This is a genomic window from Phytohabitans aurantiacus, from assembly GCF_027923225.1.
GTDB classification, from domain to species: domain Bacteria; phylum Actinomycetota; class Actinomycetes; order Mycobacteriales; family Micromonosporaceae; genus Phytohabitans; species Phytohabitans aurantiacus.
This window is the reverse complement of sequence record NZ_BSDI01000036.1, coordinates 23,258-47,460: the sequence shown is the minus strand read 5'-3', so window position 1 is coordinate 47,460 and position 24,203 is coordinate 23,258. Positions and strand designations below refer to the sequence as shown.

Below are 24,203 nucleotides of genomic sequence, written 5' to 3'. Positions count from 1 at the left end.
GTCAGGAGACTCCCACCCGTTCCCCGGCCTTCTTCGCCGCTGACACGGCGTCGTTCCACGCGGCCTCCGGGTCCTTGCCCTTCGTCTCCACGTTGCTCAGCTCGGCCGCGAACGGCTCGCGCAGCACGCTGTCGTACTCGCTCTCGTACGCGATCGGGATCTTCTCCGCGGCGGCGCCCAGCACGTCGATCGTGACCTGCCCGCCGAAGAACTCGTCCGGCGAGGTGAGCGCGGACATCTTGTACGCGGCCGGCGCGGCCGGGAACAGGCCCGCGTCGGTGTAACCGCGCGCCTGGTTGTCCGCGTTCAGCAGCCACGTGATGATTTCGAACGCCTTCTTCGGGTTGCCCGAGCTCTTCGGGATCGACAGGAACGAGCCGCCCTGGTTCGCGGGGCCGTCCGGCATCGGCGCGATCCGCCAGTTGCCGGAGGTCTTCTCGGCCGCCGACTTGATGTCGCCGGCGACCCAGGCCGCGCCGAGCTTGGCGGGCAGCGTGCCCTGGTTCCAGGCGGCGTTCGCGTCCTGGCCGCCGCTCGCCACCTTGAAGCTGATGCCCAGCTGGACCGCCTTGGTGGCGAGGTCCCACGCCCGACGGATGTGCTCCTGGTCGCCGATGAACTTCTTGTCCGCGTCGGCGTACCGCTTGGTGGACTGCCCGACGGCCATGTCGTACACCTCGACCGCCTCGCCGACCATGAACGTGCCCGGCAGCGCCTTCTTGAGCTTCGCGCCGTTGTCGAAGAACGCGTCCCATGTGGACATCGCGGCGGTCACGTCGGCCACCTCGGAGGGCAGGCCGGCCTTCTTGAAGATGTCGGCGCGGTAGAACAGCGCGGTCGGCCCGATGTCGATGGGGAAGCCGATGAGCTTGCCGTCGGGGGTGCTGCCCTGCTTCCACTTCCACTCGAGGTACTGGCTCTTCAGGTCGCCCGCGCCCAGCTCGTTGAGGTCGAGGAACTGGCCGGCCTGGCCCATGAAGTACGCGATGTCCTCGCCCTTGATGCCGGTGATGTCGGGCATGAACTGGCGGCTCGTGATCGTGGTGACCAGCTTGTCCTTGAAGCTGCCACCCACCTGGGTCGCCTTGAACGTGATGTCGGAGAACTGCGTGGAGACATCGGCGACCACCTTCTCGCTCAGGCCGCCCGACCAGTACCAGAGCGACAGGTCCTTGCTGTCGCCGCCCGTGCTGCCCGACTCGTCGTCGCCGCCGCACGCCGCGGAGGCGCCGACGGCCGCGGTGGCCACGGTGAACAGGCCCGCCTGCAGCAGCCGTCTGCGGGAGATTGTCATGGGTTGTCCCACCCTTCAAAAGTCACGTTCTCAGAAATCCAGTCACCAAGGAAGCCGTACTCATGACTCAGGTCGGGGTCGCCGGCCCTGGTCGTGCGCCACCACTCGGCGATGTCCGCCCAGCTCGGCGCGGCCATCGCCCCGCCGAGCCGCTGCACGGACAGCGCCGCGGCGAGGTTCGCGAACCGCAGGCGTTCGGCCAGCGGGCGACCCGCGAGGGTGGCGAAGATGAAGGCGGCGCCGAACACGTCGCCGGCGCCGGTCGGGTCGAGCGCGGGCACGCGCAGGCCGGCCACCGCGGCGGACTCGCCGGTGGTGTTGTCGACCGCGAGCGCGCCGTCGGGGCCGAGCGTCACGACCGCCACCGGCACCAGGTCCGCGAGGCGGGCGAGCGCCGCGTCGGGGGAGTCGGTCGCCGTGTACCGCATGGCCTCGCCCGCGTTGGGTAGGAACGCGTGGCAGTGCGAGAGCTGTTCGAGCGTCTCCGGCGCCCAGGCGCCGGACGGATCCCAACCAAGATCAGCGAAGACCAGCGTCTCCTGGGCCTGCGCGCGGGACAGCCAGCTTTGCGGCTCCTCTCCAAGGTGTACCGCTGCCGCGCGGCTCGCCGGTGGTTGGCCGACGAGGTCGTCGGGGGAGAGCGGGGGCGGCTGCCCGTGCGTGACAAGTGCGCGGTCGTTGTCGTACGCGAGCGCCACCGTCACCGGCGTGCGCCAGCCGGGGAACCGGCGGGATCGGGTCAGGTCGACGCCCTCGCGCCCCGCCAGCTCGGCCCAGCAGTAGTCGCCGAGCATGTCGGCACCGAACGCCGCGGCCAGCCCGGTCCGCAGGCCGAGCCGGCGCAGCGCGACAGCGAAGTTGGCGATCCCGCCAGGGCCGGAGTCCATGCCGCGCGTCCAGGTCTCGGTGCCGAGCGTAGGCGGCTTGGTCATGCCGGAGAAGACGATGTCGGCGAAGAGCAGGCCGGACAGGAAGACATCCGGTGTGCGCTCGCTCATGCTTCGCCTCCTTCCTGCGTGACCTGCGCGGCGGACCGTCCAACATTGCGCATGAGTGTGCACCCCTTGTAGCTGTGATGGCAATACCTGTTCAAAGTCAGTCATCGCCATGCGCGAGTTTGGCTGATACGATCCAGCCCAGTTCAGCGGTGGTCAGACGTTCAACGATCTGACGCCGGAGCCGCGGAGGTGACCAAAACGTGAAACTGGTGATCCTCGGGGGTGGGGGGTTCCGGGTACCCCTCATCCACCGGGCCCTGCTCGCGGAGCGCGGCGAGCCGCGGGTGACCGACCTCGTGCTGTACGACGTCGACCTCAACAGGCTGACCGCGATCCGGCACGTACTCGACCAGCAGGCGGCGCTCGAACCCGGCGTCGCTATTGGCGTCTCGGTGACGACCGACCTGAAAGAGGCTCTGATCGGCGCCGACTTCGTGTTCTCCGCGATCCGGGTCGGTGGCCTGGAGGGGCGGGTCATCGACGAGCGGGTCGCGCTGGACCTGGGCGTACTCGGGCAGGAAACGGTCGGCGCGGGAGGAATCTCCTACGGCCTGCGTACCGTGCCCGTGGCGATCGAGGTGGCGCGGCTGATCGCGGAGCTGGCCCCGAACGCCTGGACGATCAACTTCACCAACCCGGCGGGCCTTGTCACCGAGGCCATGGCCGCTCACCTGGGCGACCGGGTCATCGGCATCTGCGACTCGCCGGTGGGGCTGACCCGGCGGGTGGCCAAGCTGCTCGGCATCGACCCGGCCACCGCCCGGTTCGACTACGCCGGCCTCAACCACCTCGGCTGGCTGCGCGGCGTGTACGTCGAGGGGCGCGACCACCTGCCGCGCCTGCTCGACAACCCGGAGGCGCTCGGCTCCTTCGAGGAGGGCAAGCTCTTCGGGGCGGACTGGCTGCGCACGCTCGGCGCGATCCCCAACGAGTACCTCTATTACTACTACTACGCGCACGAGGCGGTGCAGGCCGCGCGCACCGCGACCCAGACGCGCGGCGCGTTCCTGCTGCGCCAGCAGCACGACTTCTACGCGGAGACCCAGCGCGACGCCGGCACGGCGCTGGACGCGTGGCGGCGCACCCGCGCCGAACGCGAGGCCACCTACATGGCCGACACCCGCGACATCGCCGGCGCGGGCGACCGCGACTCCGACGACATGGAGTCCGGCGGGTATGAACAGGTCGCGCTCTCGATCATGCGGGCCGTCGCCCGCGACGAGCGCACCATGCTCATCCTCAACGTGCGCAACCGATCGGCGCTGTCCATCGTGGACGCCGACGCGGTCGTCGAGGTGCCGTGCGTGGTCGACGCCAACGGCCCGCACCAGGTCGTCATCAACCAGTTGCCCGCGCACGCCGCCGGCCTCGTCGGCAGCGTCAAGGCGGTCGAGCGGGCCACCATCGAGGCCGCGCTACAGGGTTCGCGCCGCGCCGCGCACAAGGCGCTCGCGCTGCACCCGCTCGTCGGCTCGGTCACGGTCGCGCGGCGGATGCTAGACGCGTACGTGGACCACTTCCCGCAGTTGTCGTACCTCCGCTAGTTGTCGTACCTCCGCTAGAAGGGCCTGTTCCGTGCACGATGACCGCCTTCACGTCGAGCGCCGCGTCGACCGGCTCTACCGCGAACGCGTCCTGACGGCCAAGTACGCCGCGCGGGTGCCCCTCGCCGTCGAGGTCTGGCAGGTGCCGGACGAGCCGGTGCCGGTCTCCGAGGCGCTGGCGGCGGAGTACCGGCCGGCGGCCGTCGGCGAGCCCTGGGGCAGGCCGTGGTCGACCGCGTGGTTCCGGGTACGCGGCACCGTGCCGCGGGAGTGGGCCGGGCGGCGCGTCGAGGCGGTGTTCGACCTCGGCTTCAGCGGCGCCGGCCCCGGTTTCCAGGCCGAGGCGCTCGTGTACGACGCCGCGGGCACGCCCATCAAGGGTGTCGCGCCCCGCAACACGTACGTGCCGATCGCGAACCCGGCACAGGGCGGCGAGGAGGTGTCGCTGCTCGTCGAGGCGGCCGCCAACCCCGACGTCATGGTGCACGGCTTCCGCCCCACACCGCTGGGCGACAAGGCCACGGCGGGCCAGGAACCGCTGTACCGCCTGGTCTTCATGGACCTGGCCGTACTGGACGAGGAGGCGTGGCACCTCGCCCTCGACATGGAGGTGCTCGCCGGCCTCATGGCCGAACTGTCCACAAGCGACCCGCGCCGGCACGAGATCCTGCGGGCCCTGGAGCGCGCCGCGGACGCGATCGACGCGCAGGACGTCGCCGGCACCGCCACGGCCGCCCGCGCCCAGCTCGCCCCGGCGCTCGCCAGCCCCGCGCACGCCAGCGCGCACACGCTCCACGCGGTCGGGCACGCGCACATCGACAGCGCCTGGCTCTGGCCGCAACGGGAGACCATCCGCAAGTCGTCGCGCACGTTCGCCAACGTGACCGCGCTCGCGGCCGAGTACCCGGAGTTCGTCTTCGCCGGCTCGCAGGCGCAGCAGTACGCGTGGGTCAAGGCGCACCAGCCGGCCGTGTTCCAGCGGATCGTCGAGGCGGTCAAGGCGGGACAGTGGGCGCCGGTCGGCGGCATGTGGGTCGAGTCCGACGCCAACCTGCCCGGCGGCGAGGCCCTGGCCCGGCAACTCGTCCACGGCAAGCGGTTCTTCATGGACGAGTTCGGTGTGGAGTGCGAGGAGATCTGGCTGCCCGACTCGTTCGGCTACACGGCGGCGTTTCCGCAGATCGCCCGGCTCGCCGGCATCCGCTGGTTCCTGACTCAGAAGCTGTCGTGGAACCAAACGAACAAGCTGCCGCACCACACCTTCCGTTGGGAGGGCATCGACGGTACCCGGGTCTTCACCCACTTCCCGCCCGTCGACACGTACAACTCCGACCTCAGTGGACAGGAGGTCGCGCACGCGGTCGCCAACTACGCCGAGAAGGGCGCCGGCACCCGGTCCCTGGTGCCGTTCGGATGGGGCGACGGCGGTGGCGGGCCCACCCGGGAGATGCTGGAGACCGCACGCCGGCTGCGCGACCTCGAAGGCTCCGCCCGGGTCGTCATCGAGAAGCCGGCCGACTTCTTCCGTGCCGCCGAGGCCGAGTACCCGAACGCGCCCGTCTGGTCCGGTGAGCTGTACCTGGAACTGCACCGCGCCACCTACACCAGCCAGGCGCGCACCAAGTCCGGCAACCGCCGCAGCGAGCATTTGCTGCGCGAGGCCGAGCTGTGGGCCGCCACCGCCGCCGTGCACACCGGCTTCGCATACCCGTACGAGGCGCTCGACCGGCTCTGGAAGGTCGTGCTGCTCCACCAGTTCCACGACATCCTGCCGGGCAGCTCGATCGCATGGGTGCATCGGGAAGCCGAGGCCACGTACGCCCAGGTGGCCGACGAGCTGCGCCACATCATCGGCTGCGCGACGGCGGCCCTCGCGGGTGACGGCACCGTCTTCAACGCCGCCCCGCACGCGCGCGCCGAGGTCGTCGACGCTGCGGACGGTCCGGTCTTCGTCGAGGTACCCGCTCTCGGCGCGGCCCCACTGTCTCCTGTGGACCCGCCGTCTCCGGTGGCGGTCGACGGTCTCGTGCTCGACAACGGACTCGTCCGCGTCACCGTCGACGACAACGGGCTACTGTCGTCGGTGCGCGACCTGACCGCCGACCGCGAGGTGCTGGCGCCCGGCCGCCCCGGCAACCTCCTCCAGCTCCACCCCGACCTGCCCAACGAGTGGGACGCGTGGGACATCGACGCGCACTACCGCCGGCAGCGGGTCGACCTGACCGAGGCCAGCTCGGTGACCGTCGTCGACAGTGGACCGCTGGTCGGCGCGATCCGGGTGGCCCGTTCGTTCGGCGCGTCGCGGGTCACCCAGACCATCCGCGTGCGGGCCGGCAGCCGCCGGGTCGAGGTCGAGACCGACGTCGACTGGCACGAGACCGAGAAAATCCTCAAGGCGGCGTTCCCGATCGACGTGCACGCCGACCGCTCGGCCTCCGAGATCCAGTTCGGGCACGTATACCGGCCGACGCACGCCAACACGAGCTGGGACTCTGCCCGCTTCGAGGTGTACGCCCACCGGTGGACCCACGTGGCCGAGCCCGGCTACGGCGTGGCGGTGCTCAACGACTCCACGTACGGGCACGACGTCACCCGGACCACCCGCGACGACGGCGGCACCACGACGACGGTGCGGCTCAGCCTCGTGCGGGCACCCCGATTCCCCGACCCGGACACCGACCAGGGCCACCACCGCTTCACGTACGCCCTACTACCCGGCGCCTCCATAGTGGACGCCGTGGCGGAGGGCTACGCGTTGAACCTCCCGCTCCGCGTCGTAGCCGGCGGCGACGCAGTACCGCCCGCGCCCCTGGTGACAGTGGACAATCCCGCGGTGGTAGTCGAGGCCGTGAAGCTGGCCGACGACAGATCCGGCGACGTCATAGTCCGCTTGTACGAGTCAACCGGCACCCGCACGACGACGGCCATTCACTTCGGCTTCGAGCCGACGTCAGTGACCGCGGTAGACCTGCTGGAACGCCCACTCCCACAGCCACCCATCAACCCAGCCCACCTAGTGCTCCGCCCATTCCAAATCCAAACCCTCCGCCTAACCCACCCGTAACACCCCCCTCGCGCCCGCTCCCACCCGCGCCGCGCGCCCGCTCCCGCGCGCCCGCTCCCGCGCGCCCGCTCCCGCGCGCCCGCGCCGCTCGGGCTCGCCCGCGCCGCTCGCGCCGCGTCGCGCGCCCGCCCGCGCCGCTCGCAGCGCGCCGCCCGCGCGTCCGCCCCTCCCGTCGATCAAGGGCGAACGCACGTGGTTTGATCGCTTTTCCGCGTGCGTTCGCCCTTGATCGATGCGGATGGCCTTGATCGGCGTCGCTGGGTTGCGCGTTGCGGCGCTTCGCAAGGCCGCGGAGCAACGCGCGGTCCGAACCGGCGCTGCCGGGATGGTTGTGGGAGCGCGGAGGGTGAGGCCGCGGGAGCGACGGTCTGGACCACGACGCACGTCGCGGTAGCTCTGATCCCGAATCTTTTAGAGCACGGCCGTGAGGAGATCTACCGCCGACGCCTGGCGGGCGGTGTCGGCCTTGTCGAACGGGCCGGCCCAGTGGATGCCGTAGCGGTGCTCGCCGTCGCCGGCGTTGGCCAGCAGCGAGTCGGCCTGGCACGCGAGGTAGGACTGGTACGGGCGGTCGGGCAGGTAGCGGTCGAGCTCGTCGAGGTTGCGGACGAAGATGCCCTTGAACGACGGCGCGTCGGGGTCGGCGCCTACCTTTTCGCTCGGCTCGGTCAGGATGCCGGCGGGGGAGAGGTACGCGCTTGTGGTGGTCGCTGTCGCAATGCGCCGAGCTACCGCTAGGAGGCTGTCGTCGCCAGTGGCTCGGTGCAACTCGATGAGTGCACCGAGGATGACACCCTGATTGTACGTCCAGGTCTCGCCGCCATTGTTGACGCAATCCTTCAGACCGTCGTTGACGAGCCACTCGTCGTTGAGCATGCCGCTGGCGTCGAACCAGCGCCACGTCTCCAGCGCGCGCTCCAACTCGTCGATCGCCCCGGGGATCCGGTTGTGCAACGAGGCGAGCAGTTTCAGGTACAGCTCGTTGCTGATCGCGTTCTTGTACGTGCGCTGCGGCACGTCCCACCAGACGCCGCCCCCGCAGGTGCTGTCCCAGTATTGGCCGATCCATTCGCAGCCGGTGCGCGCGATCTGAAGATAGCGGCCCTGCCCCGTCAGGTCGTACGCGCGGACCATCGCCAGGGCCCACCACGCGGTGTCGTCTGTGGAGTCGGAGCGGAACTCACCGTCCATGTACGACTTCCGCTGGATCTCGACGGTGTGGTCGAGCACCCACAGGTATTCGGTGTCGCCGCTGCGCAGCATGTAGTCCAGCAGCGCCTGCAGCGCGTTGCCCGACTGCCACCATGGGCGCTCGGACTCCCACCGGCCGGTCGTCCGGTCGTAGAAGCCCATCATCGCGTCGACGGCCGCCCGGGCGGCTGGTCCAAAGTGCATGTCGTACCTACACGGTGTCGAAGGTCAAGCCGAACGCGAACGGCCCTGGATGGAGCTGGTGCTGGGGGAGGACGCCCGGCCCGCACGAGGCCGACCCGATGCCGTGGTGAGCGGCGTCGAGGTTGAGGAAAATCCGGTCGCGGGGGCGCAGGTGGTGGGCGTGCTGGGCGGTGTCGAGGTCTTCGGTGGTCCACCGCCGTGCCGTCAGGACGAACATCGGGTCGCCGCTGATCCGGATGCCCCGGCCGCCGGTGCCGGTGAGCGACGCCCAGCGCACGTCGACCCGGGCGCCGTTCTCCTGCGGGTATACGTACGGGGTCTGCATCTCTTCGGCGGTGCGGATGAAGCGGCCGACCCGTGCGGCGGCGCGGCTGTCCGGGTACGTGACGGCGAACGCGAAGTCGGTGGCCGCCGTGCCGACCCGCGTGCGTACGGTGACACCACCGTCCACAGTGGTCGCCTCGACCAACCGGTGACGCAGCCGGTGCAGACCGGCCCGGCGCCAGCTCCAGCGCGACCAGTCGCCGTCGAAGGGGAAGTCGTTTTCCGGTCGGTCGTTGTCGGTCGGTGCCCGCCACAGGTCCAGCCGTGGCGACTCGACCGGATATCCGGCGAGGCTCAGCAGCGCACCGGTACGCGGGTCGAACTCGCCGAACTCCAGGCCGCGCGTGCCGATCGCCCGCTGGCGCTGGGGCGCGGCGAGCCGCCCCTGGCCCCACGCGACCTCGTGGCCCGCGGGAGCCCAGGGCGCCTCGGCCGCCAGCACAGCGCGGACCGTCAGCCACCGCTCGCCGGTGGCCGCCGCTAGCCCGGTGAGGTCGGGCAGCGGGACCTCGGTCGTATCCCGGGCCGCGACCGCGGGCACGTCGAGCTCACCGCCGGCGACCGGTGCACCCTCGTCTTCGACCGTCCATACGAACCGCAGGTCTGAGGTGTCGGTGTGGTCCCGGCGGTTGGTGACCGTGACCGCGTCACCGATCGCTATCCGCACCGGCTCGACGACCTTCTTGTATTCGACCAGCCCGGGCGACGGGGTGCGGTCCGGGAACACGAGGCCGTCGATGACGAAGTGTCCATCATGGACTGCCTCGCCGAACTCGCCGCCGTACGCGTACCAGACCGTGCCATCTGGCTCCACGCGCCGGGTGCCGTGGTCGATCCACTCCCAGACGAAGCCGCCCTGGCACCGTTCGTACGCGTCGAACAGCTTTTCGTACTCGCTCAGCCCGCCCGGCCCGTTGCCCATCGCGTGGGCGTACTCGCACAGGATGAATGGCAGGGACCGGCGGTGCGCGTCCGCGGCCGGGTCCTCGGTCGAAGGCTCGGCACGGCGTCCGATCGCGTCGACGTCGGCGTGACTGGCGTACATCCGGCTGAAGACGTCGGCGTACCGGTTGTCGGCCCAGTCGCCCTCGTAGTGCACCGGTCGTTCCGGATCGCGGGCGTGCACCCAGTCCGCCATGGCGGCGAGGTTGGCGCCGGTGCCGGACTCGTTGCCCAGCGACCACATGATGACGCTGGGGTGGTTCTTGTCGCGCTCGACGGTGCGCTGTACGCGGTCGAGCAGCGCCTCCCTCCAGCGCGGGTCATCGGACGGGTTGCCGCGCCAGTCCATCTCGCCGAAGCCGTGCGTCTCCAGGTCGCACTCGTCGACCACCCACAGTCCGTACTCGTCGCACAGGTCGAGGAACGCCGCGTCGGGCGGGTAGTGGCTGGTGCGTACCGCGTCGATGTTGTGGCGCTTCATGAGCAGTACGTCGTCGCGCATCGTCTCTAGCGGGAGGGCCCTGCCGTGCTCCGGGTGCCATTCGTGGCGGTTGACGCCGCGGAAACGGATCGCCCGGCCGTTGACCTTCAGCACACCGTCGTCGATGGACACCGTGCGGAAGCCGACCCGCAGTGGCACCCGCTCGGTGTCGGTGTGCAGCATGCCCTCGTAAAGGCGGGGCGTCTGCGCGGACCACGGCTCGACGCGTGGGAAGTGGTGCGGGCCGGCGGCCGGGGCGTCGAGGAGGCCGAGTTCGGGCAGCGTGATGCGAACGGCGGCGTCGGTCTCGACGCTGAGGGTGCCGGCGCCGGTCGCGTGGTCGTACCCGGCGTGGACGAAGTGGTCGGTGACGCCGCCGGCCGGGCGGGCGGGCAGCGCTACCGAGCGGAAGATGCCGGACAGCCACCACATGTCCTGGTCTTCCAGGTAGCTGCCGGAGGACCACTGATGGACCCGCACCGCGAGCAGGTTGCGGCCGGGACGCAGGGCGCTGCCGGTGGCGAACTCGTGGGTCAGCCGGCTGCCTTTGGCGTGGCCGAGTTCCCGCCCGTTGAGCCAGACCCGGAAGCAGGAGTCGACGCCCTCGAAGCGGAGCACCGCCTTACCGTCGGGCCAGTCTGGCGGCAGGTCGAAGGCGCGCCGGTAGTCACCGGTCGGGTTCTCGTCCGGCACGTGCGGCGGGTCGACGGGAAACGGGAAGTCCACATTGGTGTACGCGGGTGCGCCGTATCCGTGTAGCTGCCAGTGCGACGGCACCGCGAGCGTGTCCCAGCCCCCGTCGTCGAAGTCCGGGCGTTCGAAGCCGTCGGTGCTCTCGTCGGCCCGGGGCGCGAGCCGGAACCGCCACGCGCCGTCGAGCGCCACGACCGGCGCGTCGGACCGCGTCGCCGCGCATGGCGGCAGCGCGCCGGCGCCGGGCGTGCGGTCCTCGAAATACGTCACGCCTCGATTACCTCGACGCCGGCGTCGCGCAGGGTGTTGCAGGTGGCCCGGTCGGCGCCGGCGTTGGTGACGACGACGTTGAGGTCGTCCGGGCCGCAGACCCGCGCGACACCGGTGCCGGGGAACTTGGTGGAGTCGGCCAGCAGGATGATCTGCTCGGAGGCGGCGATCATCGCGCGCTTGATCGAGACCTCGACGACCGTCGTGTCCATCACCTGGCCGTCGGCGCGCACGCCGCTGGTACCCAGGAAGAGCTTGTCGGCGCGGACCTGGCGCAGCGCGTCTTCGGTGAGGAACCCGACCAGCGAGCGGTAGCTGCGTCGCACGACGCCGCCGAGCAGGATGAGCTGGATGTCGGGGTCTTCGGCGAGGACCTCGTAGACGGCGAGGTTGCTGGTGATGACGGTCAGGGCGCGGCCGCGCAGCGTGTAGGCGAGCCGGTGCGCGGTGGTGCCGATGTCGAGCAGGATGGTGTCGCCGTCCTTGATCAGCTCGGCGCACCGGTTGACGATCGCGTCCTTCTCCTCGACCCGCACGGTCGCGACCTCGGCGAACGGCTCGTCGGCGTCAGCGACCGAGACGGCTCCGCCATACACCCTGGTCAGCCGTCCGGCGCGGTCGAGTGCGACGAGGTCGCGGCGGATGGTCGCCTGGCTCACCCCGAGGCGCTCGGCGAGTGCGCGGACCGCGGCGGGGCCCTCGGCGCGAAGGCTTCGGAGGATCAGGTCGTGGCGCTGCTGCGCAAGCATGGCAGGGATCCTAGCAGTCACACTCGCTCATTACAGCGCTCGACTCCGAGCAAGTGTTGCGCGACTGTGAGCGGTCTTGCGCTGCGCCCTAGGGATAATCACCGATTGGGTTGCGGTGTCCGAGCCGCATATCGTCTCGGATCATGATCGAGGACGTCCTGGGGAGCCTGCCACCGATATTGGTGTACCTCCTCGTCGCGACGCTTGTCACCGCGGAGGTCGCGGTGACCGCCGGCCTGGTGCTGCCGTCCGCGACCGCGCTCATCGCCCTCGGCCTGCTCGCGAACGCCGGCACCGTCGGCATCGCGCCCTCGATCGGCGTCGCGGTCGCGTCCGCGTTGCTGGGTGGCAATATCGCGTACCACTCGGGGCGCCGCCTCGGGCCGCGCACCCGCACCAACCGGCTCGGCCGCTGGATCGGCCCCAAGCGCTGGGAGCGGGCCGACCGGCTGCTGGCGAAGTACGGCGGGCGGGCCGTGTTCGTCGGGCAGTGGGTGGTCGTCGCCCGCACGCTCGTGCCGCGGCTCGCGGGGATGAGCGGCATGCCGTACCGGCGCTTCCTGGTCCTGCACGCGCCCGCCGCGGCGTTGTGGGCCGTGTGGCTGACCGGCGTCAGCTACCTGCTCGGCGCCTCGTACGACCAGGTAGCCGGCCGGGTCGGCCATGCCGGCGGTGCCCTCGCCGCCCTGACCGGCGTCGTCGTCGCGCTCGTCCTGATCGGCGGATGGATCGGCCGCCACCCCGATCCGGTCCGCGCCGCGGTCGCGTTCGTGCGCCGTCGGATTCGTGTACGGCGTCCGCTCGGTGACCTCGGGCCGGTGGCTCGCGCCGCGATCAGCCTCGCCGTGCTCGCGGGCGTCGCGGCGTTGCTCGTGGTCGTGACCCCGGTGGCGGTGCGGTTCAGCGGGCTCGACGAGGTCGATGCGTCGGTGGCGGAGTGGGCGCGCTCGGAGTGGGCCTCGGACACGTACTTGTTCGCGCTTCAGTGCGCCACGACGCTGGAGCCCGAGCACCTGATCGGTGCGGCCGCGGTGCTTTCCTCGGTGCGCTGGTGGTGGTCTGTGCGGCGACTCTGGCCGATTGATGTCGTCGGTGCACTGACCGCGTTCCGGCCGGCGCTCCCGTTGATCGTGTTCGCGGTCGTCATCGACCAGCTCGCGCCGGCCGGTTGGCGTCCGCCGGAGCAGGTGATGTTTCCGCCGATCGCGGAGTACGGCGGGCCGCTGCCCACCGGGGCCGCCTTCGGCGTGATAGCGGACATTGCGGCCACCCACACCGCGAAGCTCACAGCCGCCGTCGGGCTTCTCGTCTGGCTGCTGACGCAGCGACTCCGGTGGTCGTTCGCGGTGACCGGGTGGACGGCGGGCGCGATCGTCGTCGTGGTGATCAGCGGCTCGTGGGTGTATCTGGGCTGGAGCCGGGTCAGCGAGACGGTGGCCGCCATCCTCCTCGGCATAGCGTGGACGGCGTTCAACGCCGCGATCTGGGCGAGCTCCCCACCTACGGCGCCCGCTCCGGCGGGGGTTGCGCTGCCAGCGCCCGTGCCAGCGGCGTCCGCTCTCCGCGCCGGGTCGGCTCTGCATGCCGGGCCTGCTGCGCCCGCCGGGCCTGCTGTCCCCGCCGTCCCCGCCGGGCCTGCCGTCCCCGCCGTCCGTGTCCCCGCCGTCCCCTCCGGGCCTGCTGTCCCTGCCGGGCCCGCCGGGCCGGCCGATCAAGGGCAAACGCACGTGCTCTGATCTCATTCCGCGTGCCTTCGCCGGGGCGTGAGGCGGCGGGTCGTCGTGGCCCGGGACTGGCCGCCGGGTTTGGGGGGTTGGCGGCGGTGTGTCGCCGCGCCCTGCGCGGTGCGCGCCGCGTCCTGCGGCGCCGATCAAGGGCATCCGCATGGATCAAGGGCGAATGCACGCGGAAAAGAGATCCAACAGCGTGCATTCGCCCTTGATCGGCGTCGCGGGCGGGGTCGGTCGGCGCCGGGGTCGCCGCCGGGGGCGGCGCCGGGTCGCCGCCGGGGCGGCGTCGGTTGGCGTGGGTTGGGCTCGCGTCGTGTGGCGAGCTTTTTCTACCCGTCCTGCTCGACGTACATGACCATGATGCCCATGGCGTCGGGGATGGCCGCCTTCGTCTTGTACGTCGACTCCAGGCGGACCGTCTGCCCCTCCTCCACTGTGGTCAGTGGCGTCCCTGTGCACTTGCTCAGCGACGAAACCTCCTTCTCACCGTGGATGTTCACGAACCGCGAGCTCTCCCCGTACCTCACGACCGAGTCGCAGATGACCTCGCCGGTGCTCAGGTTCGTGGCCTTGACGTTGACGCTGCGGTTGTGGCTGTGCCCGCCGAGCCCGATCACGCGGCCGGGGACGTTGACCTCCCAGTCCGCGGTCTGCGTGGAGCCGCCGGCCGGTACCTGGTAGGTGTCGCGGACGCTGCGGCAGGGCGCCACGTCGAGCCACACCGGGCGCACTGTCTTCAACTCTCCCGCCGACGCCGGCACGTACTCGTACGTGATTTTGATGAATACCGACTTCGGCTCCTCGGCGTGGTTCATGAAGTCGGACGCCATGTTCCATCGGTGCAGCCCGGCGTTGTAGAGCCCGTACCCGAGCGGCATCCTGATCTCGGTGCGTTCGTTTCCAGCGGCCGCGAAGCGCTCGCCGAGAAACACCGAGGGATTGGGCAGGTTTGCACCGCAGGTCGGGTCGGAGCGGAACTGGCTCGTCAGCAGGAAGTGGTGCAATCCCGGGCCGGTGTCCACATTGGCCTCCGAACCGTCCGCGTACACCATGTCTGGTTTGATGCTCGTGATGTAGCAATCGCCGCACGGCGTCTCGACGCCGAGCTCGATGATGTCGCGGCTGCGTCCGTCCTTGTCGCCCACCGCGGCCGGTACCTCGTAGGGACCATGGAGGATCGTCCGGGTGAGCGTGCCCGGATTGGTGGGTTCGACCTCGGGCTCTTTCGGCTTCTCGGGGCTTTTCGTAGCCGGTGCCGGCGCGCTGGTGGCCGGCGCGGCCTCGGTCTGCTCGGGAGTTGGTTCGGCGGTGTGGAAGGCGTGGGCGTCCACGGTATCTGCAACCGGGGTGGCCGCGGGCTCGCTGGGTGTGACCGCGTAGACCAGCGCCATCGTCACGACGGCCGCCGACAGGGCGCTCGCGATGACCGTTACCCGTTTCCTGGTGGTGGCCACGGGATTCCTCCTTGCCGTTCCGGTGAACCTCGCCGGCCACGGTAGGTCGCGGGATCAGCCGCATCATTGGCCTGGCGACATAACATCCCCGACAGGGCATATCACCGAAATGACAAACCGGCGCCGCGCCGCAGGCCAAACACCACGACCGTCCGCTCGGCGCCCCGCGCGTCGACCTCAGCGCGCACGTCGAGCCGCTCGAACCCGCACTTCTCCGCCACCCGCACGGAGGCCGCGTTCGCCTGGTCCGCCTCCAGCAGCAGTTGCCGCAGTCCCAGGTCACTCAGCGCCCACTCCGCGACCAGGCGCGTCGCTCGCGGCGCGATGCCGCGCCCGCGCCGCTCCGGAAAGACGCTGTACGCCACCGTGGCGACCTCGTCGTCGTGAAACTGCACGTTGACCAGGCCGATGGGCTCGTCGCTCTCCGCGTCGGCGATCACGAGCGGAGCCGCACGTCCGGTCCTCCACGCGTCGTCGACGCGGGCCACGCTGGTGCGGCGGGCCCCGTCGTCCATGGGCTCGTCGTCGAGCCACCGGCGGGTGTCGGGGTCGCGGCTCGCGGCCGCGATGGCGTCGACATCGGAGACCCGGCGCGGCCGCACCGTGACGACGCCGTCGGTCAGCGGCGCGGCCGGCGGCTCGACGGGCCTCGAACGCACCACGGGTCCGATCGTAATGCGCTCGCGCCGCGCCGGCCCGCCACCGACCATGAGACAGTGCCACGAACAGAGGTCCGCCCACTCACCAGCGACGACCCGGTTCCGATCGCGCGTGCGTTCGCCGAGATCGGATGGACGGGCAAGACCGCCGGCCAGTACCGGACGTACCTCGACGAGCAGGCGGCCGGCACCCGAGACGTGTTCGTCGGATGGCTCGACGAGACGTTCGCCGGCTACCTGACGGTGCGCTGGGCCAGCGACTACGCACCGTTCCGCGCCGGGGGCGTTCCCGAGATCCAGGACCTCAACGTGCTCCCGGCCTTCCGACGCCGGGGGATCGCTTCGATACTGATGGACACAGCCGAGGCGCGCATCGCGACCCGGTGCGGCACCGCCGGCATCGGCGTCGGCCTGTACGCCGACTACGCGGCCGCGCACCTGATGTACCTGAACCGCGGCTACCTGCCGGACGGCCGGGGCGTGGCCTATCGCGGCACCACCGTCCCGCCCGGCGACCCCGTACGCGTCGACGACGACCTCGCGCTGATGTTGACCCGGCACCTGCGTGGAGAATGACCAGGTGGTGAATCTTCGCGTGCTGACCGCTGATGACTGGCCGCTGTGGCGCGACGCCCGGCTGGCGGCGCTCACCGACGCGCCGCACGCGTTCACGTCCCGCCTCGACGACTGGGACTCCGGCGGCGAGCGGCGATGGCGCCAGCGACTGGAGATGCCCGGCACATACAACGTCGTCGCGGAGATCGATGGTCGCCCGGTGGGCATGGCGAGTGGTGTACCCGGCGACGACGGTGTGCTCGAGTTGCGGTCCGTCTGGGTCAGCCCGGCCGCTCGGGGGCAACGACTGGGGGATCGGCTGATCGGCGCGGTCGAGGCGTGGGCACGGCAGGCGGGGGCCGCCGAGCTGCGGCTCGCGGTCATCGACGGCAACGAGCCAGCCATCACCCTGTACCGGCGGCACGGCTTCGTCGAGGCCCGCCCGCGTGCCGACCAGCGCGTGATGCTGAAACCCTTATAGACAATTCCGAGCTACCGCGATGCCCGTCGCGGTCCATGCCGTTGCTCCCGCGGCCTCACCCTCCGCGTCCCCAAGAGCGACGGTGAATCGCGGCGGCCAGGGCCGCACTCCTTGATCAAGCCCGGGAACCCACCGCAAGACCAGCGCGTCGCCACGCCTTGCTCGCCTCCCGCCGATCAAGGGCGAACGCACGTGGTTGGATCTCTCTTCCACGCACGTCCGCTACCAGCCCGGCCCGGCACGGCGTGTGGCCACGCCCCGCTTGCCGATCAAGGGCGAACGCACGTGGTTGGATCTCTTCTCCGCGCGCGTCCGCTCCCAGGCCGGCCCGGCACGGCGTGTCGCCACGCCGCTTCCGCCGATCAAGGGCGAACGCACGTGGTTGGGTCTCTTCTCCGCGCGCGTCCGCTCCCAGGCCAGCCCGGCACGGCGTGTCGCCACGCCGCTTCCGCCGATCAAGGGCGAACGCACGCGGTTGGATCTCTTTTCGCGTGCATACGCCCTTGATCCATGCGAATGCCCTTGATCGGCGCGCACGGCGCGGCGGCACGCCGCCGCCAACCCCTCAAACCCGCGGTGGCCGGTCCCGGCCGCGACGGCGCGCCGCCTCACACCCCCGGGGACCTCTTTCGGCTCTTGAGATCTGCATGGATCAAGGGCGAACGCACGCGGAAACGAGATCCAACCACGTGCATTTGCCCTTGATCGGCGGCGAGAGGGGGCGCCCTGGGCGGCGGTGCGGCGGCGCGGGGGCGGCGGGGCGGTGGCGAGGGCGGTGCGGCGCGGGGGCGGCGGTGCTGGGGCGGCAGGGCGGTGGCGAGGGGCGGCGCGGGCGACGGGGCGAGGGGGGCGGCGATGAGCGGGCGGAGGGCGGTGACCTCTGACAAGGTGGAAGCGAGACGACCGGAGGGAGCGGCTGGTGAACGAACCCACGACTGCGCTCGACCCGCGCTTCAGCGAACCCGACGCGGTGCCCAGCACCTGGCAGCAGACGGTCGAGGCGCTGGAGAGCGCCGAAATGTTCTGGATCTCGACGGTCGGGTCGGACGGGCGGCCGCACGTCACGCCGCTGGTCGCGGTATGGCTCGACGGTGCGTTGCATTTTTGCACCGGCGCGGCCCAGCAGAAGGCCCTCAACATTCGCGAGAACCCGCACGTCGCCCTGACCACCGGCTGCGACGAGTGGGACGAGGGCCTGGACGTGGTCGTCGAGGGCGAAGCCCGCCGGGTCACCGACGACGCCGTGCTCGCCCGGCTGGCGGAGGCGTGGGCGCGCAAGTGGGACGGCCGATGGCGGTTCCGGGTCCGCGACGGTGCTTTCCACGCTGAGGGCGCGGACGGCATCGCGCTCGTGTTCGCGGTCAAGCCGGCCAAGGTGCTCGCCTTCGGCAAGGGCGGCTTCAGCCACACCCGTCACCGGTTCTGACTGTCGTTTACACCACGTTCGCGGCCGCGCTGTAGGTTGCGGCGCATGCGGATCCTGCTGGTCGAAGACGATCCCGACCTAGCCGAGGTCGTCGCCCTCGGGCTGCGCAACGAGTCGTACGCGGTCGACGTCGCCGCCACGTACGCCGGTGCTGAGGAGCTGCTGCGCCTGACCGCGTACGACGTCGCTTGTTTCGACCTGGGCCTGCCGGACGGCGACGGGCTCGACCTCGTCCGGCGGGTAGGGTGCGATCCCGACCTGCACCGGCCACGCCGTTCGCTCGTGCTGACCGCCCGCGACGCGGTCACCGACCGGGTCGCCGGGCTGGACGCCGGAGCCGACGACTACCTGGTCAAGCCGTTTCACTTCGCTGAGCTGGTGGCCCGGCTGCGCGCGCTCGGCCGGCGCGCCGACGGCCACGGCTCGACGCTGCGGGCCGGCGAGCTGATACTTGACCTCGCCGCGCGCCGGGCCTGGCGGGCCGGCCGCGAGCTGGACCTGACCGCCCGGGAGTACTCGCTGCTGCGGTACTTCATGCACCATCCCGGCGATGTGCTTTCGGCGGAAGACCTGCTGGAGCACGTGTGGGACGCGAACGCCAACCCGTTCACCGCGTCTGTGCGGGTGATTCTCAGCCGCCTGCGCCGCAAGCTCGGCGATCCGCCGCTCATCCTGACAATCACCAGCGCCGGGTACCGTCTGGAGGCTCCGCCGTGATGGGCCGTTGGCGGTCGCTGCGGGTGCGGCTGGCGCTGTTTGGCTTTCTCGCCATCTATGCGCCGGCGCTGCTGCTGTTCGGCGTGGTTCTCGCCGTCGACGCGGAGAGCGAGACGCGATACGTCGACGGCGTCGAGACGGTACGGGACACCACCGCGCGGGGCTCGGTCTGGGTCACGGTGACTGTGCTGGCACTCAGCCCGGCGGCCGCCGCGCTCGCCTGGTGGTGGGCCGGCCGGGCGGTGCGCCCGATCGACCGGGTACGCGGGGTCGCCGACGACATCCAAGCCGTCGACCTGAGCCGCCGCATCGCGCTGTCCGAGGGGCCGGTGGAGGTGGCGGCGCTCGCGGCCAGCTTCGACGCCATGCTCGAACGGCTGCAGCAGGCGGCTGACACGCAACGGCGGCTCATCGAGGAGGCCAGCCACGAGTTGCGGATACCGCTGGCGGTTCTGGTGACCAACGCCGAGGTGCTGCTGGCCCATCCGAAACCCACCATCGACGCGTACCGGCGCGGGCTGGAACGGTCGCGAGCGGCGGCCGTGCGGCTCCAAACCGTGCTCGACGAGCTGCTCGTCGACGCCCGCGGCCGTGCCCGTACCCTCGACCAGCGCCCGGCCGACCTGATGGGTATCGTTCGCACCGTCGCCGACGAAGCCAGCGTGCCCGGGGTGAACGTGTCGCTCGACGGCCCCGAAACCGCCATCTGCCCGATCGACGAAGCCACCGTTCGCCGTGCCGTCCACAACCTTGTCGACAACGCCATCCGGTACAGCCCGCCGGGCGCTCCCGTCCACGTCGCCGTCGAAGTCACCGCACACGAAGTCACCGTCGTGGTGACCGACCGCGGTCCCGGCATCGCCGCCAGCGAGCACGACCGGGTCTTCCAGCGTTTCTGGCGCGGTCGCTCGGACGTGCCCGGCACCGGCCTCGGTCTCGCCATCGCCCGCCAGGTCGCGCAGGCGCATGGCGGAACCCTCACCCTCCGGTCGCCGGGACCGTCGGGCGAGGGTTCCGCCTTCTACTTCACCGTCCGCCGTTGATGTGGGAGTTTGTGACCAGGTTGGGCAGTTGCCGTTCGAGAATCACCTTGCCGGCGGCGTCGTACCCGACGAGGACCGGCGCCTCGACCGTCTCGTTGGCGAGGTACCAGTAGAAGTACATGCCTTCCGCGGGCAGGGCCGGCCGGACCGTACCGTCGGCCAGCCGCAACTCGGCGCGCACCGCCTCACCGGCGGCGCCCCACACGGTGTGGATGCCGTGGTCGTTTGCCGACGCGCCGAGGTCGCCGAACGTCGCCTGTGTATCGACCGGCGTGCACTGACCACCGGCGCTGGGAGCGTCCGCCGGTGCCGGCCGGTCCAGGTCACCGGGCGCCTCGAACATGGGGGACACGCATGTGGTGCCGTTGGCGCCCGTCGCCGCCCAGACCGTGAGCATTTTGCCGTCCGGCCCTGGAGCCTGGGCGACGCGGCGCGCGGTGTCGACGTCGACGCCGCCATTGGTCTCGCTCGTCCAGAACGACAGGTGCTGGGTGAACGACTCCGGCAGTACGCCGCTGGCCGTCGCGACGCCCGCACCCGTGGCGAGCAGCGCGGCGGTCACCGCGGTGGTGAACAGCACCCGTCGCCGCCGGCGGGACGGTGCGGCCAGCGGGGGCGCGCTGTATGCCAGTACGCGCTCCAGGGCGGCCTCCCGGTCGGACTCCGGCCACGCCTTGTCCACAGTGGATGTCGGGCGAAGGTTTTCGAGAATCGCCATCGCGCGGTCGTCGGTGTTCACGCGGTGCCTCCTATGGACGGTACGGGCTCGGGGCGGGGGAGCGGGTCGGCTTCGAGGCTGGCGCGCAGCCGACGCCTGGCGCGGGTGAGGCGCACGTGGAACGCGGGCAGCGAACAGCCCGCCACCTTCGCCGCGTGCTTGGGCGGCAGGCCGTCCCAGGCGACCAGCAGCAGCGCTTCGCGCTCCTTGTCGGTCAGGGCGGCGAGCTCGGCCAGTACCGCCGCGCGTTCGGTGACGAGCACCTCGGCCGCGGCGGCCGGCTCCGCGATCTGGCGGAACCGTTCGAGCTCCGCGGCCAGTCGCTCCTGGCGATGGCCGGAGCGGCGCTGGTTCGCGATGGTGTTTCTCGCCACGACCAGCAGCCAGGGCAGCGGGTCGTCCGGTACGGCTGCCAGCCGCCGCCACGCCACCAGGAACGTCTCGGAGACCACGTCCTGTGCGGTGTCTCTGTCGACGTGGCGCAGCGCGTAGGCCATCACCCGGTGGGCGTGCGACCTCCAGAGCGTCACTAAACGCTCCTGCGCGGATGCCTCTTGTTGTCGTCTCACATCCATGTACTGTCCGGCACAACCTCGATCCTTACGTCCGCAACGTAGGGTGTCATTCGTGGGGGGCGAGGCATATCGGGTCGGAGTGGATTTCGGGACCTCCAACACGGCCGCGGTGCTCGCCTTTCCGGATGGACGGGTGCGGCCGCTGCTGTTCGACGGCTCACCGTTGCTGCCGTCCGCCGTGCACGCCGACCCCGAGGCGGGGCTACTGGTCGGGCGCGACGCCACGCACGCCGCGCGGACCCGGCCGGACTGCTTCGAACCGCACCCGAAGCGCTGCGTCGACGACGGCACGGTACTGCTGGGTGGTGTATCCGTCGCTGTCGGTGACCTCATCGGCGCGGTTTTGAAGCGGGTCGCCGCCGAGGCCGAGCGGGTGGCCGGCGGTCCCGTGTCCGAGGCGGTGCTGACCTGCCCAGTGGCGTGGGGGCCGCGACGGCAGGAGGTGCTGCGGTCGGCCGCCGCACCGGTGTTCGGCGACGTGACGCTGGTGGCCGAGCCGGTGGCGGCCGCGACCTGGTTCGCCACCGTCGCCGGCCGGCGAGTTCCCGCCGGTTCCAGCCTGATGGTGTACGACCTGGGGGCGGGCACCTTCGACGCGTCGGTCGTGCGAAGCGGGCCGGACGGCTTCGAGGTGCTCGCCACGCGGGGCCTGCCCGACGCCGGCGGCCTCGACGTCGACGCGGCGATCGTCGAGGCGTTCGGCGAAACCTACGGCGTGCGAGACAGCGAGACCTGGAAGCGCCTCGTGCAGCCGCGCGAACCGGCCGACCGGCGCGCCTCGCGGACACTGTGGGACGACGTGCGCGCCGGTAAGGAGCTGCTGTCCCGGGCGGCGCACACGACCGTACACGTGCCGCTTTTCGACGACGGGGCGCCGCTGGGTCGCGAGCAGCTCGACGGGCTGGCGGGCCCGATCCTGGAGCGGACCGTCGCGGCCAGCCGGGCCGTCCTCGACGACGCCGGAGTGGCGCCCGCCGACCTGGCGGGACTCTTTCTCGTCGGCGGGTCGAGCAGGCTGCCGCTGGCCGCCGCCCTGCTGCACCAGCGGCTCGGTGTCGCGCCGACGGTGGTCGAGCAGCCGGAGCTCGTGGTCGCCGAGGGGAGCCTGCGCGTGCGGCCGGCGGTGAAGGGGCCGCCGCCGGTGCTGCCGGACCCGTCGCAGAGCTGGCCACCGCCCGCCTCGGACCTGATCGGCGAGTCAGGTCAGCGGCGGCGGTCGCGTCGCCGGCTGGCCGCCGCCGCGCTGGCGCTCGCCGTCGTCTTGGGCAGCGCGGCCGCCGTTGTCGCGGACCAGCTTTCAGGCTCCACATCAGACGGTCTTTCTCGGGTACCGCCAGCGCTGCGCGACGGCTGCCGGGAGAGTACCGGCATGGCGGGCGCGACCCGCACGCTGACCTGCCGCGCCAAGGGTGGACGGGAGGTCACCGTCGTGCTGTTCGCCGACCAGGCGGCCGTCGACGCCGCCTACCAGGGGGCGGTACGCGAGGCGGGCGCCACCGCCAGCGAGGGTGACTGCGGGGCTACGGACTCGGGGGAGCACCGGTACCCCGCCACGGGGCCGGCGGCGGGACGGGTGGTGTGCGGCGCCAACGGAGACGGTGCCTTCAGTCTCGTGTGGACGGACCAGCGGGCGCGGACGGTGGCCAGTACCAGAGCCGATGCCGCGGACGCCGCGGCGCTGCGCGCGGCCTGGCTGTCATGGACCGGCGCACCCGCGTTTCCCACCGCCGAGGAGCGGGCCCTCGTCGACGTGCTCGCCGCGAACGACTGCGCGCGGGCGAGCGTCGCGGACCTGGACGACTTCCAAGGCGCCACGGCGGGCGTGCGCTGCGACCCGCAGGGCACCGGCGCGACCAGCGTGTCGTATTTCCGCTTCGGCGAGCTGTCCGCGCTCCAGTCCACCATGGACGCCCACGCCGCGGTGGCCAAGGCGCCGACCGGCGTCGCCTGCCAGGACGGGAAGGCGCCGGGGTTCCTCGGTTCCCGCCGCTACGACCTGCGTAGCGTCGAACTGGGCGCGCTGATGTGCCATCCCGGTCCGCGCAGCACACTGGTGATGCAGTGGAGCGTCGAGTCGTTGCTGCTGGCCGGACGGGCCACCGGCACCGACGCCGAGAGCCTGTCCGCGTGGTGGCGGATCGACTCCGGACCGCCCGTGGCGAAGGTCGTGGCGGCCGTGAACGCGCGGGCCGTACCGGCGTTTCCGACCACCGAGGAAAATGCGCTGCTCGCGCGGGTGCCGAAGCGGTCGCAAGTGGACTGCCTGCGCCCGTCCCGGGAGCAGATCCGCTCGAACGTCGGCACCGAGCCGGTCGTCGCCGTGGTCTGCGGCCCGACCAGCGGAGCCCAGATCGTCTTCTATTACCAGTTCCAGAGCCAGGCGGCCATGCGGCGAAGCTATGGCACCGAGGTCCGGGGCAACGACGACTGCACCAAGCTGCCCGAAGGCTTCGAGGGCGAGTCGCCGTACCAGCGCGGGGGCGTCACCGGGCGGTTGAGATGCGCGACGGGTGAGGACGGCAACCGGCGGCTGATCTGGACAAGCGACCAGTCCGCGATACAGGCGTTCGCCTTTCGGGGCGGCGACCCCACCGCAATGATCGACTGGTGGCGCCATGACGCCGGCCCGACCTGACTCGTGGGTCAGCCGAGCACGGATCCGCTGATACCGCCTGTGCCCTCGCCGCTGCTCGCGCCCCGACTGCTGGTCTGCACCTTTCCGTTGAACATGGCCATCAGGTCGACATTGCCCTTTCGGTACGTGATCCGCAAACTCCACTCGTGGCGCTTGCCGTCGGCGGGTACGTCCACCGAAACCCGCCATGGCAGCTTGGCCGAGCCGCCCTCGGTGGCTTTGCCGTCGAGCGTGTACGTGAACGACACGATGGTGGCTTTGCCGGTCGCGGTCAGCACCAGCGTGTGCGGCTGCCGGGCCGGCTCGGTGGTGGCCGCGTCGACGACGGCGGTTGTCGCGGGTGGGGTCGGTGATGGTGACGACGCTTCCGGACTGCCTCCACAGCCCGCGAGCGCGGCGGTCAACACGAGAATGCCCACTGGAAGCGGGCGGACGGCATACGACATGATCTCCACC

The 24,203-nt window shown here is 71.3% G+C and carries 19 protein-coding genes; 9 read left to right on the top strand and 10 right to left on the bottom strand.

Annotated elements, in window-relative coordinates; genetic code table 11:
- Window position 1: 1 nt before the first annotated feature.
- Both QMG73_RS30320 and QMG73_RS30315 read right to left on the bottom strand, forming a co-directional pair.
- On the bottom strand, window positions 2-1,294 hold the full coding sequence (locus QMG73_RS30320) for an ABC transporter substrate-binding protein (protein WP_281901346.1): 1,293 nt from the start codon (window positions 1,292-1,294) through the stop codon (window positions 2-4).
- Window positions 1,291-2,292, bottom strand: coding sequence for a carbohydrate kinase family protein (locus QMG73_RS30315; RefSeq protein WP_281901344.1), 1,002 nt, complete (start codon window positions 2,290-2,292; stop codon window positions 1,291-1,293). Before QMG73_RS30315 ends, QMG73_RS30320 begins: the two co-directional genes overlap by 4 nt.
- A gap of 200 nt (window positions 2,293-2,492) precedes the next feature.
- Here QMG73_RS30315 and QMG73_RS30310 point away from each other — a divergent pair, with 200 nt between their 5' ends.
- Window positions 2,493-3,836: a 6-phospho-beta-glucosidase gene (locus QMG73_RS30310; protein ID WP_281901343.1), complete on the top strand. Its 1,344-nt coding sequence runs from the start codon at window positions 2,493-2,495 to the stop codon at window positions 3,834-3,836.
- Window positions 3,837-3,867: 31 nt separating this feature from the next.
- Window positions 3,868-6,900 carry an alpha-mannosidase gene (locus QMG73_RS30305; RefSeq protein WP_281901341.1) on the top strand — a complete coding sequence of 1,011 codons (3,033 nt, stop codon included), beginning with the start codon at window positions 3,868-3,870 and terminating at the stop codon, window positions 6,898-6,900.
- Window positions 6,901-7,311: 411 nt separating this feature from the next.
- On the opposite strand, the gene QMG73_RS30300 is transcribed toward QMG73_RS30305, so the two are convergent.
- Genes QMG73_RS30300 through QMG73_RS30290 form a run of 3 tightly spaced genes read right to left on the bottom strand, consistent with a single transcriptional unit; the run spans window position 7,312 to window position 11,754 of the window.
- The gene (locus QMG73_RS30300; RefSeq protein ID WP_281901340.1) at window positions 7,312-8,295 is read right to left on the bottom strand and encodes a glycoside hydrolase family 76 protein; all 984 of its coding nucleotides are present in this window, start codon (window positions 8,293-8,295) and stop codon (window positions 7,312-7,314) included.
- Between the two features lie 7 nt (window positions 8,296-8,302).
- Window positions 8,303-11,005 (bottom strand): glycoside hydrolase family 2 TIM barrel-domain containing protein, encoded by a 2,703-nt coding sequence (locus QMG73_RS30295; RefSeq protein ID WP_281901338.1) that lies wholly within the window; start codon window positions 11,003-11,005, stop codon window positions 8,303-8,305.
- Window positions 11,002-11,754, bottom strand: a complete 753-nt coding sequence (locus QMG73_RS30290; protein ID WP_281901336.1) for a DeoR/GlpR family DNA-binding transcription regulator — start codon at window positions 11,752-11,754, stop codon at window positions 11,002-11,004. Before QMG73_RS30290 ends, QMG73_RS30295 begins: the two co-directional genes overlap by 4 nt.
- Window positions 11,755-11,897: 143 nt before the next feature.
- On the opposite strand from QMG73_RS30290, the gene QMG73_RS30285 reads away from it, so the two are divergent.
- Window positions 11,898-13,490 carry a DedA family protein gene (locus tag QMG73_RS30285; RefSeq protein ID WP_281901335.1) on the top strand — a complete coding sequence of 531 codons (1,593 nt, stop codon included), beginning with the start codon at window positions 11,898-11,900 and terminating at the stop codon, window positions 13,488-13,490.
- Window positions 13,491-13,813: 323 nt separating this feature from the next.
- Here the strand turns inward: QMG73_RS30285 and QMG73_RS30280 are convergent, their stop codons facing one another.
- Window positions 13,814-14,938, bottom strand: coding sequence for a hypothetical protein (locus tag QMG73_RS30280; RefSeq protein WP_281901333.1), 1,125 nt, complete (start codon window positions 14,936-14,938; stop codon window positions 13,814-13,816).
- A gap of 101 nt (window positions 14,939-15,039) precedes the next feature.
- Window positions 15,040-15,600: a GNAT family N-acetyltransferase gene (locus QMG73_RS30275; RefSeq protein WP_281901332.1), complete on the bottom strand. Its 561-nt coding sequence runs from the start codon at window positions 15,598-15,600 to the stop codon at window positions 15,040-15,042.
- 54 nt (window positions 15,601-15,654) lie between these two features.
- Here QMG73_RS30275 and QMG73_RS30270 point away from each other — a divergent pair, with 54 nt between their 5' ends.
- The 5 genes from QMG73_RS30270 (at window position 15,655) to QMG73_RS30250 (ending at window position 19,819) form a co-directional block, all read left to right on the top strand.
- Window positions 15,655-16,173 carry a GNAT family N-acetyltransferase gene (locus QMG73_RS30270; RefSeq protein WP_281901331.1) on the top strand — a complete coding sequence of 173 codons (519 nt, stop codon included), beginning with the start codon at window positions 15,655-15,657 and terminating at the stop codon, window positions 16,171-16,173.
- 4 nt (window positions 16,174-16,177) lie between these two features.
- Window positions 16,178-16,633 carry a GNAT family N-acetyltransferase gene (locus QMG73_RS30265; RefSeq protein ID WP_281901330.1) on the top strand — a complete coding sequence of 152 codons (456 nt, stop codon included), beginning with the start codon at window positions 16,178-16,180 and terminating at the stop codon, window positions 16,631-16,633.
- A gap of 919 nt (window positions 16,634-17,552) precedes the next feature.
- Window positions 17,553-18,059: a pyridoxamine 5'-phosphate oxidase family protein gene (locus tag QMG73_RS30260; RefSeq protein ID WP_281901328.1), complete on the top strand. Its 507-nt coding sequence runs from the start codon at window positions 17,553-17,555 to the stop codon at window positions 18,057-18,059.
- A gap of 45 nt (window positions 18,060-18,104) precedes the next feature.
- Window positions 18,105-18,776, top strand: coding sequence for a response regulator transcription factor (locus QMG73_RS30255; protein ID WP_281901326.1), 672 nt, complete (start codon window positions 18,105-18,107; stop codon window positions 18,774-18,776).
- Window positions 18,776-19,819: a HAMP domain-containing sensor histidine kinase gene (locus tag QMG73_RS30250; protein ID WP_281901324.1), complete on the top strand. Its 1,044-nt coding sequence runs from the start codon at window positions 18,776-18,778 to the stop codon at window positions 19,817-19,819. Before QMG73_RS30255 ends, QMG73_RS30250 begins: the two co-directional genes overlap by 1 nt.
- On the opposite strand, the gene QMG73_RS30245 is transcribed toward QMG73_RS30250, so the two are convergent.
- The gene (locus QMG73_RS30245) at window positions 19,803-20,558 is read right to left on the bottom strand and encodes a hypothetical protein (RefSeq protein WP_281901323.1); all 756 of its coding nucleotides are present in this window, start codon (window positions 20,556-20,558) and stop codon (window positions 19,803-19,805) included. The genes QMG73_RS30250 and QMG73_RS30245 overlap by 17 nt on opposite strands.
- A complete protein-coding gene (locus QMG73_RS30240; protein ID WP_281901321.1) occupies window positions 20,555-21,067 on the bottom strand; it encodes an RNA polymerase sigma factor in 513 nt (170 codons plus the stop codon). The genes QMG73_RS30245 and QMG73_RS30240 overlap by 4 nt, the downstream gene beginning before the upstream one ends.
- A gap of 124 nt (window positions 21,068-21,191) precedes the next feature.
- Between QMG73_RS30240 and QMG73_RS30235 the strand changes: the two genes are divergently transcribed.
- Window positions 21,192-23,747, top strand: coding sequence for an Hsp70 family protein (locus QMG73_RS30235; protein WP_281901319.1), 2,556 nt, complete (start codon window positions 21,192-21,194; stop codon window positions 23,745-23,747).
- Window positions 23,748-23,755: 8 nt separating this feature from the next.
- On the opposite strand, the gene QMG73_RS30230 is transcribed toward QMG73_RS30235, so the two are convergent.
- Window positions 23,756-24,193, bottom strand: coding sequence for a hypothetical protein (locus QMG73_RS30230; RefSeq protein ID WP_281901317.1), 438 nt, complete (start codon window positions 24,191-24,193; stop codon window positions 23,756-23,758).
- Between the last annotated feature and the right edge of the window lie 10 nt (window positions 24,194-24,203).